The 14445-nt window shown below is 29.9% G+C and carries 9 protein-coding genes; 4 read left to right on the top strand and 5 right to left on the bottom strand.

The window, feature by feature from the left end; all coding sequences use genetic code 11:
* Position 1: 1 nt before the first annotated feature.
* On the bottom strand, positions 2-952 hold the full coding sequence (locus tag BXQ17_RS05320; protein WP_077809654.1) for a lipid A deacylase LpxR family protein: 951 nt from the start codon (positions 950-952) through the stop codon (positions 2-4).
* 93 nt (positions 953-1045) lie between these two features.
* Between BXQ17_RS05320 and ppk2 (BXQ17_RS05315) the strand changes: the two genes are divergently transcribed.
* Positions 1046-1900 carry a polyphosphate kinase 2 gene (gene ppk2, locus BXQ17_RS05315; RefSeq protein ID WP_077809653.1) on the top strand — a complete coding sequence of 285 codons (855 nt, stop codon included), beginning with the start codon at positions 1046-1048 and terminating at the stop codon, positions 1898-1900.
* Positions 1901-1904: 4 nt separating this feature from the next.
* Positions 1905-2690 carry a polyphosphate kinase 2 gene (gene ppk2, locus BXQ17_RS05310; RefSeq protein ID WP_077809652.1) on the top strand — a complete coding sequence of 262 codons (786 nt, stop codon included), beginning with the start codon at positions 1905-1907 and terminating at the stop codon, positions 2688-2690.
* Here the strand turns inward: ppk2 (BXQ17_RS05310) and BXQ17_RS05305 are convergent.
* Positions 2687-3319: a hypothetical protein gene (locus BXQ17_RS05305; protein ID WP_077809651.1), complete on the bottom strand. Its 633-nt coding sequence runs from the start codon at positions 3317-3319 to the stop codon at positions 2687-2689. The genes ppk2 (BXQ17_RS05310) and BXQ17_RS05305 overlap by 4 nt on opposite strands.
* 54 nt (positions 3320-3373) lie before the next feature.
* On the opposite strand from BXQ17_RS05305, the gene BXQ17_RS05300 reads away from it, so the two are divergent.
* Positions 3374-3928: a Smr/MutS family protein gene (locus BXQ17_RS05300; RefSeq protein WP_077811355.1), complete on the top strand. Its 555-nt coding sequence runs from the start codon at positions 3374-3376 to the stop codon at positions 3926-3928.
* A 14-nt stretch (positions 3929-3942) separates the two neighbouring features.
* Entirely contained in the window at positions 3943-5079 is a 1137-nt protein-coding gene (locus BXQ17_RS05295) for a cysteine desulfurase family protein (RefSeq protein ID WP_077809650.1), read from the top strand.
* Positions 5080-5123: 44 nt separating this feature from the next.
* Here BXQ17_RS05295 and BXQ17_RS05290 read toward each other — a convergent pair whose 3' ends face one another.
* The 3 genes from BXQ17_RS05290 to BXQ17_RS05280 all read right to left on the bottom strand — a co-directional run bounded on the left by BXQ17_RS05290 (position 5124) and on the right by BXQ17_RS05280 (position 14260).
* Entirely contained in the window at positions 5124-10403 is a 5280-nt protein-coding gene (locus BXQ17_RS05290) for an MBG domain-containing protein (RefSeq protein WP_077809649.1), read from the bottom strand.
* 139 nt (positions 10404-10542) lie between these two features.
* Positions 10543-12429 (bottom strand): membrane protein insertase YidC, encoded by a 1887-nt coding sequence (gene yidC / locus BXQ17_RS05285; protein WP_077809648.1) that lies wholly within the window; start codon positions 12427-12429, stop codon positions 10543-10545.
* Between the two features lie 217 nt (positions 12430-12646).
* Positions 12647-14260, bottom strand: a complete 1614-nt coding sequence (locus tag BXQ17_RS05280; protein ID WP_077811354.1) for a CTP synthase — start codon at positions 14258-14260, stop codon at positions 12647-12649.
* Between the last annotated feature and the right edge of the window lie 185 nt (positions 14261-14445).

The following is a 14445-nucleotide window of genomic DNA, read 5'->3' as shown; positions in this document are numbered from 1 at the left end:
TTTATTTAATAAGGTAATTAATGTTGATTGAACCGTATTTGTGGCCATTATCAAATTTTAATCCTTTAGATTTATTTGTATTATAATTAAACGTATAACCAAAATTAAATCTGTTCGCAGTAAATTTAAAACCAGCTTCAATTCTAAAAACAACAGGAACAAGTTCGTTTGTAATCTCGCTACCGTTATTTAAAAAACTACCTTCTAGAGTTGCGTCATAAAAAGCATATCTTATCGTTGGTTTTATAAAAATAAAAGCTTCTGATTCTCTGTAGAAAGAAGAGTTTTTATTATTTAAGTTTGTGTTAAAAGCTATAGAATTTGCAAAATCTTGCAAGGGTTTAAAACCTATTCTAGTATATAATCCTGTAGAAATATTTGTATAAACTGTACCTAATTTTGCAGAATTTACCCAAGTTAAATCTAGATGATTGCTTTCATCTTTACTAATAAACCTATTATAATCAGTATTAAAATTTAAACCTAGTGCACTTTTAATCTGATATTTCCAACCTTGGCTCTCTTCAAAACCATACATGTTATGAATAAAATTTTGCATTTCCATAGCATATGCATCAGGACCAATAATACCTAATTGAAAGGTAGTTTTAAAGTTTTGTTTGTTTTTATAAATTCTATTGATACTAAATGCACCAAATAAATAACCAGCAAATGGTCTATCATGCTCGTCGATGTTTTTTGTGTTTGCTTTGGCAGGTGTATACATTTCGTGACCAATTTGCCATTCAATAATTTTTTTATCTAAAGAAGTATTGGTTTTTTTAGAAAGATATTTAAAAGATAAAAACATACCGTTGGTATAATATCTATCATCATAAGTAGATGTATATAAATCGTTATCTGTAATAAAACTAATTTCCTTAGAATATTTCTCTTGAGAAAAGCAAATAATAGAGGAAAATAAGAATAAAAAAAGTACTTTCTTTTTCATAGAAAACAAATATAGAACAACTTGTTTAAATTCATATTTATTTAACTTTATTTAGAAAAAAAAGTAATATTTTTAATCTTCGAAAAATTATATATGAGTACAAGCAAAAATTTTACTTCAGAAGACTTTGAAAACCTAAAAAGTAACGAAGACCTTTTAGAACTTATTAAAGAAAAAAGTAGTTTATACAAAAAAGTACTTAAAACTCATGTTTATACAGAAGAACTACGTCTTTTACAAATAGAATTGGTAAAATTACAACGTTGGATTTCTAAGGAGAATAAACGTGTTGCTATTATTTTTGAAGGTAGAGATGCTGCAGGAAAAGGAGGTAATATTAGACGATTTATGGAACATTTAAATCCGAGATCGAGTAGGTTAGTAGCTTTAAATAAACCAACAGAAATAGAAAAAGGACAATGGTATTTTCAAAGATATATTAAAGAATTACCCAACCCTGGTGAAATCGTTTTTTTTGATAGAAGCTGGTATAACAGAGCTGTTGTAGAGCCTGTAATGGGTTTTTGTACAGACAAACAATACAAAGAGTTTTTGGTTCAGGTGCCAGAGTTTGAACATATGATGTATGAAGATGGCGTAATAATTATAAAATTTTGGTTGTCTATAACTAAAGATGAACAACTTAAAAGGTTTGAAGAACGTAAAGAAAATCCTTTAAAAAGATGGAAATTTAGTCCGGTAGATAAACAAGGACAAGCTTTGTGGGATAAATACACGCATTATAAGTCGGAAATGTTTTCTAAAACGCATACAGCATATAGCCCTTGGATGATGATTAAAACCAACGACAAGCAAGTGGCAAGGTTAGAAGCCATAAGACACGTTATTTCTCAGTTCGACTATGAAGGAAAAACTTCAAAAATATCTCTAACTCCAGACCCAAATGTTGTAATGCGTTATTACAGGTCTAATACCAATATAGATTAAGACTATGGATAAAAAACTTACACAAAAGCAATTAAATAAGTTAACAACTAAAAAAGGTTTTCTAGCTCTTTTATCTAAAGATCCGTTAAGTACAGAGAAGAGTTTACGTTATGTAGATTATCAGAAAAAGTTAAAAAAATTACAGGTAGAATTAATTCGTTTACAAACGTGGGCAATTAATAATAACGAACGTATTATTATTGTTTTTCAAGGAAGAGATGCTGCCGGAAAAGGAGGGGCTATTCGAAGATTAACAGAACGAATAAACCCTAGACACATGCGAATTGTGGCTTTACCTAAACCAACAGAAGATGAAAAAACACAATGGTATTTTCAGCGTTATGTAGAACAATTACCTAAAGCTGGTGAAATTGTTTTTTTTGATAGAAGTTGGTACAATAGGGCTGTTGTAGAACCTGTAAACGGATTCTGTACAGCAGAAGAGTACGAGATTTTTATGAATCAGGTAAACGATTTTGAAAAAATGATTTTAGAATCTGGAATTCATTTGGTTAAAATTTATATGTCTATTTCTAAAAAAGAACAAGCTAAACGATTTGCAGACATTAAAAGCAATCCATTAAAACAATGGAAAATGACCAAGTTAGACGAGAAAGCCCAATTACTATGGGATCAATATACCGTTTATAAAAAGGCGATGTTTCAAAGAACCAATACAGCAATTTCTCCTTGGAAAGTTATTAGGGCAAATAGAAAAACAGAAGCGAGAATTAATGTTATAAATCACGTTCTTAATAGTATTCCTTATGATAAAGATTTAGAAATTTAAAGACTAAAATTTTTAATAGCATTAAATAAATAATATACTTCTGCAGCAATTTCTTCATTAGTTTCTAAATATGTTTTTATTTGCTCAGAAGTTCCGTCAGAAAATTTTGGATCTACAAAAGGTAAATGAAACTTTTCTACTGCAGTTGGTATAAACGGACAATTTTTATCAGCATCATTACAAGTTGTTATCACAAAATAGGGTTCTTTATTAATTTCGTGATCGTAACGTTTAGAAAACCCTAATATTGATTTTTTACAACCTAGAAAAGAGATTAAATATTTCGGATTTTGATGAGAGAAATCTTTTACATTAAAATCGAAACCAGCAGATTGTAACGTTTTTACAGAGTTTCTGTTAAAAGATGTAACTTCTGTTCCACCAGAAAAAGCATTGATATTTAATGTAAAGTAATTAGCAGCAAAATAAGACCAAATTTGTGCTATTTGACTTCTTCTAGAATTATGTGTGCAAATAAAATTTATGTTTGCTGCGCCATTATCAATATAAAACTTTGCAATTTTTTCAGAAATCTTAGTAAGTATTTCTTTTCTCTCATCTTGAAGTATAATTTTTTTTGAAGAGAGTTTAAAGAAGTTTTCTGTAGAAACGGCAAAAGTTTTAGACATATGCTTATTTTTGTAGTAAAGTTAGTAGCTTATATCTTTAAATTAATTAAAATAATGTTAAGAAAGGGTTTAGAAATTGGTAATACTGTTGCAGTTTTAGACGATGTTTTAAAAGGAAAAGTGGTTGCAATTAATAACAACTTAATTTCTATAGAAACTTTAGATGGCATGCTTTTTAAATTTGATGAAAAAGAATTGGTAAAGATTGAAGTAGAGCAACATGAGTTGTCTAAATTTTCTGATATAAATAATAACTTTTTAAAAGAAAAAACTACAGAGGTTAAGAAGAAAAACAGTTTTTTTAAGAAACAAAAGCAAGAATTTTTAATGGAAATAGATTTGCATATTAATAAGCTAACTAAGTCTGTAAAAGGTTTAGATAACTACGATATGTTAAATTTGCAGTTAGATACTGCAAAAAGAAAATTAGAATTTGCAATTCATAAAAGAATTTCTAAAATTGTTTTTATACACGGAGTAGGTGAAGGGGTTTTAAAATCTGAACTGCATTCACTTTTAAGTAAATACCCAGTTAAATATTACGATGCTTCATATAAACAATATGGTTTAGGTGCCACAGAGGTTTATATTTTTCAAAACTCAATCTAATAAAAAAAATTAGTATGAATACTATTTATTTAGACAATGCAGCTACCACGCAAATGCATCCAGAAGTTATAGAAGTTATGCAAAATTCTATGGCAACAAATTTTGGTAATCCGTCTTCAATTCATCAATTTGGTAGAAAAGCAAAATCGAGTGTAGAAACTGCTAGAAAAAATATTGCGAAACAATTTCATGTGTCTGCTGCAGAAATAATTTTTACGTCAAGTGGTACAGAAGCAGATAATTTAATATTAAATAATGCTGTTTTAAATCTAGATGTTACTAGAATTATAACGTCTAAAATAGAGCATCACGCTGTCTTAAATACATGTAAATTTCTAAGTAAAAAATATGATATTACATTAGAGTTTGTTCTTGTTAAAGATAATGGAGATATCGATTTAGAGCATTTAGAAACGCTTTTAAAATCATCAGAAGAAAAAACATTAGTTAGTTTAATGATGATTAACAATGAAATAGGAAACGTATTACCCATAAAAAAGGTTGCTGATTTATGTAAAAGTCATAATTCACTTTTTCATTCGGATACTGTGCAAGCGATTGGTAATTATAAACTTGATTTATCTGATATTAATATTGATTTTCTTGTAGGAAGTGCTCATAAATTTCATGGACCAAAAGGTGTAGGTTTTGCTTTTTTTAGAAAAGGATTTGGTATAACGCCAATGCTTCATGGCGGAGAACAAGAAAAAGGAGCTAGATCTAGTACAGAAAATGTACATGCTATTTTGGGAATGGAAAAAGCATTAAATATTTCGTACGCAACAATTGAAAATAATAAAAATTACATCGAAACTCTAAAGGTTTATTTTATTTCTGAATTAAAAAAAATATCTAAAGAAATAAAGTTTAATGGTAATTCAAGTAATTTAGATAGTAGTAGTGCTACTATTTTAAGTGTTCGTTTTCCTGTTAAAAATGATATGCTTTTATTTAGTTTAGACTTATTAGGAATTGCTGTTTCTGGTGGAAGTGCTTGCCAGAGTGGAAGTAATAAAGGTTCGCACGTACTTTCTGAAATTTTATTTGATGGTGAAGAAGATAAAACTTCTGTCCGATTTTCATTCTCTAGAAATAATACAATTGAAGAATTAGATTTTGCAATTACTAAAATTAAAAACTTTATAAAGTAAAAAAAAAAGAGAATCTTTAAGATTCTCTTTTTAATAAAAAAACACTAGTTGATTAGTATTTTTTTGGAAACATCACCTCTATTCGTTTTAATCTTTATAATGTAAATTGCTTTAGACAGATTTTTTACATCTAAGGTTTTCTTGTTTTCGTTGTTTAAACTCCAAGTATTTATTTCTTGACCTAGTATAGAGTATAAATTAACTTTACTCATTTCTAAGCCGTTTAACAATTCGATATTAATGTTTTTATCTGTTTTGTTATAAAATATATTAAAGTCATTTGTCAGAATATTGTCTTCTGTACTAAGTACCACACTTTCTTTAAAAGCTAAGAAAAATCTATCAGTATATTCTCCTTTAGGTAAATTAAACTTTACTTTACCTTCTTTTAAATTGTATGTTTTGTTTTCTAATTTATCTAAAATGTATAAGTCAGAATTATCAAAGTTGATTTCATCTATTTCAAGACTAATTTCATCATCTTGACCCATTATTATTTCTAAAGGTACTTCTAGATCTTCAGTAATATTCTGAATTCCTGTAATTGCATATTTCTCATTATTATCAGAGAATTTCCAATAGAAATCTGTATTATTTACATCAAACGTAAAACTATCATAACCTTTATCATATTTAAAAGAGTTATTGTATTTAAAAGATATACCAATTTGTCTGTGCAATTCAGTACCAGTTTGTCCTGTGTAATTCATTCCTAATTTTAGGATAGGTAATTGCTTTCTAGTAGCAGTTACTTTCTTTTTATGTTTAATGTTAGATTTAAAAAATGTAGACTGCGCTCCTTCAACAATATTTTCTCTTTGGCTGTTGTTAAACACAATTGGTCCTCCGTCTTGGTCTCCACTTACAAAGAAACCTTGTCCTACAGCAATATATTCTAAAGGTTCGCTATATGCAGAATTAGCATTTAAACCAGCGGTTGGTTGGCAAGTAATTTCTCCGTCATCGTCTTTTAAATTAATACTATCAATAAATAAATCAAAAACCCCTAAAGATTCTATTGTAAAATCGCTATTCACCTGAATACAATCTGTAATTGTAAAATCGGTATAAACAGTAGAAGCAGGTAATGTGTATTCTGCAGTGTTTGTTTCGTTAATCTTAACTCTTATTAAAGCAGGTGTATTAGATTTATAATTAATTGTTAAACCATCAACAGCTCTTGATAACCTATTAAATTCTACATATTCATTTAAAGCATTTAATAAAACTACATTATTTCCTCCATCGTTTGTTGCAGTTCCTGTAGTTGTAGCATCAATAGCCTCCATATTAAAATCAAAAGGACCTGAAATTGAAGGTGCATTTGCAGCTAGTCCCATCGCCAAATTCTTTGTTGCATAACCACCAATATAACCATTAAAAGAATGGCCGGCTTGTGTAGTTGATGCATCTTCTTCACCAGCGTGTTGCCAAAAATACAAGGTACTTGTTGTTGAATCTTCGTTATCTTCTAAAAATTTTGATGAACTTATTGCAGAAGGATAAGGGTTACCAACTAAATAAGATTGATTTCCGCCAACAGAAGTATTTAAATTACCATCGTTTGGTGTACCGGTAAATGTATAATTTTGTTGTGTACCAGGTCCTTTTAAAGTAAATCCATCTGTAACAGGTATAGATCCTGTACTTTTTTTCTGACTCCAACTAGACCTTTTCCCATCTGCACTCGCATAAGTATAAATCCAATATTCTGAAATTTTAATAGGACTAGAAACTTCACCATCATAACCACTTACAAAGTTTATATCTACAATATTAGATGTAGCAGAAGTGGCAGATGTTCCGTCTTTTAAAACATCAGCAATGGTAAAAGATGTTCCTCCAACCGGAGAACTCATATAATTGTATCTAAATTTACTTGGCGTAGGCGAGTTTTGATCGATTAATAATTTTCCGGCACCATTTACTTTAGAGGTAGTTTCATGAGTTTGTATTAATTGAGAATTTCCAATCAATCTAATTTCACTATTTGCATTACCTAATGTTATATCTTCAGATACAACTAATAGGTTATTATCAATAGACAATTTATTACCAGAATTAACGGTTAATTGTCTTGCTTTTAAAATTCCTGTATGAGTATAATCTTGATTTATAACAACTCTTCTAGTTCTATCAGGATAACCGTTAGACCAAGTACCACCTGTTAAAATTGTAGGATTGACTCTGTGTACACCTAATCTTAAGTTAGATTCTGTATTTGCAGACGCAATTTCAGATATTAAAGGATCATGAGGATGTCTTTCTGGACCACCTAAACCTTTTTCTCTATAAGGATCTAAATCTTCATTTACATAAACAACCCATTCTGTATTTGTAAAATCTTTATTTGTAGATAGAACTTCATCACTTCTTACATAGATTTTATCATTTTCAAGATTAATTGCGCTTTCGTACCTGTTTTTCCAATCATTTAAACCTGTAGCTATACTTTTTGGATGAGATAAAACTAAAATATCGTTCTCACCAATGATAGAAGTAATTCCATCATTAGTAATACCGGTGTAACTTGAAGCTGTATTGTTAATTATAATTGACTCTCCTGGGGCAAGTGCTGTTGGAACTGTAAATAGACTATTAGGTACAACAGAAGTTTGTGGGCCTGTTTTGTTTTCAAATAAAGACAATTCGATAGTGTTTGCTAAAATACTATTTGTAGGATGTATGTTTGTGATTTCTATAACTCTACTAGTACCTTCTAAATAAAATTGAGTAATCATAGGGGTACCCGAAAGATGTGTATCTCTATAATCTACATCTCCAATAGTAGTTGCATCGTTATCAATATCTGGTAGTGTATTTGGATCATCAATACTTGCATTTACATCTAAATAGTCATCTGCAGGATACAAAGAGTTATCCAATCCGTTTTCTCCAACAGTGCCATTTGTAACTCCGTTATTATCTGTATCGATAGTATAACCAACTTCAAATGTATCAAAAAGTGAGTCGTTATCAGAATCTAAATCTGTAAAGTCGGCATTGTCAATTCCGTCTGTATTTACAGGTATTAATCCTGTTCCGTAAGCTGTATCTAAACCATTAACAGTATAAACATAATTAGGTGCTATATAGTCTAAAGTAGTTTGAGCTTCGATGTTGTCTGGTATTCCATCGTTATCAGAATCTATATCTCTTTCATTTGGTATGCCATCTCCATCAACATCTAAACCATCAGATAGACAGCTAATATCCTCTGTACTATAAACAAAGTTATCCATACCATGTAAATCAACAAAAGACCCAGAAACAGTTCCGTTTAAAACTTTATGTACAATAGAAACTTCGCTAACTTTTGTAGATGATATAAAACCAATGGTAGATTCTATATTTTGACCAACAACCATGGTTCCTCTACTAATATTATTTCCGTCAAAAATATTAACAGTTGCAATTGCATCATCACCAATAAAACCACTCTCGAAATAAGCGATTAGTTTTGAGTCAGCAAAAACTTCATATCGAACTAAAAGATCTACTGGATCTTGTGTTGTATCTAAAATATCTACTAAATCGAAACTAAATGCATGTACAGCTGTATTAAAGTCGATATCTATTGAATATACTTCACCAACAGTTAAATTAATTGAAGGTTTAATATAAAGTGCATCTCCAGAAGTTCCTGATATAAATGAAGGTCCGGTAGTTTCTCTAAATTCATTTCTACGACCTGTTGTATTTGCGTTTGTAGTATATGATAAAGACCCATTTGCAAATGTAGCAGCACTAGAAGCTGCATTATCTTGACCACCTACAACAGAGAATACAAAGTCATTTGCATTATTTAAAACGGTTAGGTTTAAACCTTTTGCATAGGCTCCTTTTTCAAAACCAGATTCTTTATATCCGTTACCATTGTTTGCATTACCACCAATAACATAGATGTCATAACCTTCGTCTGAGTATTTTATTCTATCAGATTCTGGTTCTGCAGCACCAGCAATTATACAGCTTTCATCTACATTTAATATCCCATCGTTATCTAAATCTACATCGATGTCATCTGCATAACCATCTCCATCTGTATCCTTTGAACCAATAGAAAATATAGCAGAAATAAATGTAATATCATATTTAGGATTATTAACATTTAAGACACTTCCCTGATTGATATTGTAATTACCAACAGCCTCACCAGCATCTCTATCTAAAGAACCAACTAAGGTATCACCACTTTCTAAGGTTCCTGAAGTTATTTGATAAGTAAATGCAGGATCTGCATCACCAAATTCTTTAGAACTGGCATCTGCTGTAATTGTAATAGGTATTCTTGGTGTAACTGAAGTACTTTCGGTAATTGTTAAGTCGTCTATACCTGCTTCTATTAAATCTCCATCAGATGGTCCATCTGCGGCACTTACTCTAATTATAACGTTTGATCCAGCGGGAATAGTTGCAGTTGCTTCTGTCCAAACAGGTACTGTATTTACATCGCCAATAAATACTAAATCAGAAAAATTAGTTCCGTTATTATAAGAAATTTCTAATCTAAAAAAATCTCCAGTGTCATCATTTGCATCTCTTTGACCAAAAAAGTACCATATTGATAGTTCTGAATCTACTGGTACATTGTAAGTAGGTGAGGTTGCGAAAACGGTACCACCATCTACATCGTCTACACCTAAAGAATTACCAGGGTTTGAGCCTGTAATTAGTGCATTTGTTCCTGAAGGTGTATGATCATCTTCTAATTGATATGCTGTACCTTCTGGATTTATATTTACAAAAGTTCCTGTATTTGCGTTAGTTCCATTTGTAGACCAAGTATTACCACTTTCAAAGTTTTCAGAGTAATTTGAATCACATATATTTAAAGTTATGTAGTTTATTGTTCCTCCATCTCCATCAGCTGTATCTGTAACTTCTAAAACCCAATCTCCATTTGCGTTTTCCCCATTAAAATCGGATAAAAGGCCTTCTGGAGCATAAGTGCCTGAAATTTCTGAATTACCAGTTGGTAATGTGTTAGCAGATGTATCATCGAAAGTTACATTCGAGTAATTATTGCCATTTCCACCATTTCCAGTACTTAATTCTACTCTTGTGTTTGCTGGTGATATTAAAAAGATATTCAAATCTGAATTCCAAGTGTGATTAATGTCTAAAGTGACATTAATATCCGAAATAGAAAAATTATCAGAAACATTTATAGTAGTGGTGTAAACAATATTTCCAACGTTAGAAATAGATGTTCCTGGGTTTTCTGTATAATTTGTACAAGTCTGTGCATTACCATATAATGAAATAAATAGCAATAATATAAATGGCATAGATAGCCAATTACTTTTAGATTTAGGGGTCATAAAGTATTGTTTTAGGAGTTAAGAAAGTGGTTTTATGCACTTTAATAGTTTACAAATATATTGTTTTTTTTTTAGATACCTATTTGATGTAAAAAAAAACCGAAACTTTGATGTTTCGGTTTTTAAATTTATAAAGAATTTATTTTCTTTTTTGTTGTGATTGCTGCTCTTGCGCCTGTTTCATAGCTTCGTCTATTCTTTGTCTAAACTTGCTTTTTTTCTTTTCTGGACGCTTTTTATTTTCTTCTATTTTAGCATGAATTTTTTCTTCGTCAATTACAAAGTTTTTAATTACTAACATGATTGCAATTGTTAAAAGGTTTGATATAAAGTAATACAAACTTAAACTACTTGCATAATTATTAAAGAAAAATAGCATCATAATAGGAGAGAAGTAAATCATATACTTCATCATCTTACTCATATCTGGCATTCCTTCTTGAGTAGGTGCTTGCATATTTGCTTGCTGACTTTGATTCATTTTCATGTAAAAGAAAATTGCAACAGATGCCAATATTGGAAATAAACTTACGTGATCGCCGTAAAAAGGAATACTAAAAGGTAATTTGAAAACAGTATCATAAGAAGATAAATCGTTTGCCCATAAAAAGCTTTCTTGTCTTAAAGATAAGTTTGTTGGGAAAAATTTAAATAAAGCGAAAAATACTGGCATTTGTAAAAGTGCAGGTATACAACCAGACATCATGCTTACTCCGGCCTTTCTTTGAATTGCCATGGTTTCTTGTTGACGCTTCATTGCGTTTTCTTTACCAGGATATTTTTCGTTTAGTGCAGTTAATTCTGGTCTAATTACCTTCATTTTTGCACTTGATAAATAAGATTTGTAAACCAGAGGAGACATTATAATTCTAACAACAATAGTCATTAAAATAATAATTAATCCGTAGTTAGATAAAAATCCTTTTAAGAAATTAAATACAGGATAAAATATTGTTCTGTTTAAAAAACCGAAGATTCCCCATCCTAAATCAGAAATTTGATCTAAATCTGTATCAGCATACTTATCGCTACTTAAAAGATTATAATCACTTGGTCCGTAGAACCATTTCATATTATAATTTAGTTCTCCGTTAGATAATTCTAAAGGTGTTTTTAATTCGAATTTTTTAGTAAATACAGTATCAATTTCTTCATTTAAAACTAAATCAGTAGAAGTAATTGTAGCGTTATTAAATGGTTTTTCTGATAATAAGTTAGAAGTAAAAAAGTGTTGTTTATAAGCAACCCAATCTACATCGTTTAAAATTTCTGATTTACCAGCACTAATGTCATCAACTTCATCTTCTGCCTTGTAGTAGAAGTTGGTATACATTGTGTTTTCTGTCTTGATACTTTTTTCATTTCTAAATCCTTTTAAAGACCAATCTAAATTTATTGGATTAGAAGAGTTTATAACATTACCCAATCCTTGAGATCGAACAGAAAAATTAACCATATAATTATCTGGTTCCATTTCATATCTATACTCTAAAAATTTTGTTTCAGAAACTTTTAGTTTCATAGAAACAATTTGATTTTCTCCGTTTTTGGTAACAGTTGGTTCAAAAAATAAATCTTTAGTATTTAAAATTCTATTGTCTGTAGTACCAAAATTAATATTGAATGATGCATTTTTTTCTTTGATTAAATATAAAGGCAAAGAATCGTAGGTTTTGTAATTCTTAACTAAAGCCTCTTTAATTTGACCACCTTTATTATCAATAGTTAATTTAACAACCTCATTTTCTAATACAGAAACTCCAGAAGTAGCATTCATTGCGCTTTGTGCAAACGCACCCAATTCATTTTTTAAAGCTATTTGCTTTAAAGAATCATTTTGATAAGCAGTTTCTTTAACTAAAGTGTTATTAGTGTTAGAAGATTCTGTTGAATTAACAACGCTTGTTTGTGTAGAATTATCAGTTTCTTCAATTGCTGGTTTTTGTGTGCTCATCCACCAGAAAACGATACCACCCAATAAGATTAATCCAATAAAAGAATTTAAGTCGAATTTTTTTTGTTCCATTATGTTATTTTAAATGTCAATTTGTCATTTCTACTTTACTTAAAAAAAGTAAAAGCCGACAAATGTAGCAAAACTGAATATAATTTAATAGATTTTACTACTGTTATTGTTACTATATTAAATAGTTCAAATAGTGTTCCTAAAATTAGGTTTTCATTTTATATATAAGTGAATGGTTTTCTAAATTGTAATAATTACTTTTTAGAAAACCATTTTATTATTTTTTAGATTGTTTTAAAGAAGCCTTTATAAAATCTACAAATAAAGGATGCGGCTTTAAAACGGTACTTTTATATTCTGGATGATATTGTACACCAACAAACCAATCGTGGGTTGGAATTTCTACAACTTCTACTAAACCGGTTTTTGGGTTTATACCTGTTGCTTTCATTCCGGCAGCTTCAATTTGTGCTAAATAATCATTATTAAATTCGAATCTGTGTCTGTGGCGTTCGCTAATTAATTCTGATTTATAAGCTTTAAATATTTTAGAATCTTTTTTAAGTTCGCAATCCCAAGTACCTAAACGCATTGTACCACCTTTTTCGGTAACATCTTTCTGGCTTTCCATTAAGTTGATAACTGGATGTTTTGTGCTTTTGTTCATTTCTGTAGAACTTGCATTATCTAAGCCTAAGATATTTCTAGAATATTCGATAACTGCCATTTGCATTCCTAAACAAATTCCGAAGAAAGGAATATTATTTTCTCTAGCATATTTTACAGCTCTAATTTTTCCTTCGATACCTCGATCACCAAAACCTGGTGCAACTAAAATACCATTAACACCTTGTAATTTTTTTTCAGCATTTTTAGGAGTTAAGCTTTCTGAATGTACCCAACGAACTTTTACTTTTGTTTCATTAGAAGAACCAGCATGAATAAATGCTTCTGTAATCGATTTATAAGAATCGTGTAATTCTACATATTTACCAATTAAAGCAATTTCTACTTCGTGTTGCGGGTTTTTATGCTTCTGCACAAATTCATTCCAAGTTTTTAATGCAGGTTCTTTTTTAGAAGTAAGTTTTAATTTATTTAAAACTACCGTATCTAAACCTTGTTCTAGCATTAAGTTTGGTACATCATAAATTGTTTCTGCATCTATAGATTGTATAACATCTTCCTTTTTAACATTACAAAATAAAGCAAGTTTACGTTTTATGTCATCAGAAATTTCATGTTCTGTTCTACAAACTAGAATATCTGGACTTACACCACTTTGCATTAACATTTTTACAGAGTGTTGTGTAGGTTTTGTTTTTAATTCTCCGGCAGCAGCTAAATAAGGCACTAATGTTAAATGTATAACAATGGCATTTTCTTCGCCTTTTTCCCATAACATTTGGCGCACAGATTCTACATAAGGTAAAGATTCTATATCACCAACAGTTCCTCCAATTTCTGTAATTACAATATCATAATCGCCTGTTTCACCTAAAAGCTGAATTCTACGTTTTATTTCATCAGTAATATGAGGAATTACTTGTACCGTTTTTCCTAGAAATTCTCCTTTACGTTCTTTATTAATTACAGATTGATAAATTCTACCTGTAGTTACATTATTAGCTTGAGAAGTCGGTATGTTTAAATAACGTTCGTAATGCCCAAGATCTAAGTCTGTTTCTGCACCATCATCTGTAACATAGCATTCGCCATGTTCATAAGGGTTTAGAGTTCCTGGATCTATATTAATGTATGGATCTAATTTTTGAATGGTTACAGAAAAGCCTCTTTCTTGTAATAATTTTGCTAAAGATGCTGCTATAATTCCTTTTCCAAGGGATGAAGTTACGCCTCCTGTTACAAAAACGTATTTAGTGTTACTCATGGTGTTGTTAGGTTTAGGCAAAAGTACTAACTCTAAAAATTCTGTCAAATAAAAAAGGTAAAAACATTTATAAATTTTATATTTTTGAACAGTGAAAAAATATTTTAAATTTTTTTACAATTTGTGTTTGTCAAAAATAAAAACAGTTGTATATTTGCCCACGCTTTAAAAGAGGTAAAAATCTT

The organism is Polaribacter sp. BM10, assembly GCF_002005425.1.
GTDB lineage: Bacteria > Bacteroidota > Bacteroidia > Flavobacteriales > Flavobacteriaceae > Polaribacter > Polaribacter marinaquae.
The sequence above is the reverse complement of the archived record's forward strand: the minus strand, read 5'-3'. Positions and strand labels throughout refer to the sequence as shown.

Excerpts from the sequence above, each read along its gene's own strand:
- BXQ17_RS05305 (WP_077809651.1), bottom strand. The coding sequence starts at position 3,319 with ATGTCTAAAACTTTTGCCGTTTCTACAGAAAACTTCTTTAAACTCTCT.
- yidC (WP_077809648.1), bottom strand. The coding sequence starts at position 12,429 with ATGGAACAAAAAAAATTCGACTTAAATTCTTTTATTGGATTAATCTTA.
- BXQ17_RS05280 (WP_077811354.1), bottom strand. The coding sequence starts at position 14,260 with ATGAGTAACACTAAATACGTTTTTGTAACAGGAGGCGTAACTTCATCC.
- BXQ17_RS05290 (WP_077809649.1), bottom strand. The coding sequence starts at position 10,403 with ATGACCCCTAAATCTAAAAGTAATTGGCTATCTATGCCATTTATATTA.
- BXQ17_RS05320 (WP_077809654.1), bottom strand. The coding sequence starts at position 952 with ATGAAAAAGAAAGTACTTTTTTTATTCTTATTTTCCTCTATTATTTGC.
- BXQ17_RS05300 (WP_077811355.1), top strand. The coding sequence starts at position 3,374 with ATGTTAAGAAAGGGTTTAGAAATTGGTAATACTGTTGCAGTTTTAGAC.
- ppk2 (WP_077809652.1), top strand. The coding sequence starts at position 1,905 with ATGGATAAAAAACTTACACAAAAGCAATTAAATAAGTTAACAACTAAA.
- ppk2 (WP_077809653.1), top strand. The coding sequence starts at position 1,046 with ATGAGTACAAGCAAAAATTTTACTTCAGAAGACTTTGAAAACCTAAAA.
- BXQ17_RS05295 (WP_077809650.1), top strand. The coding sequence starts at position 3,943 with ATGAATACTATTTATTTAGACAATGCAGCTACCACGCAAATGCATCCA.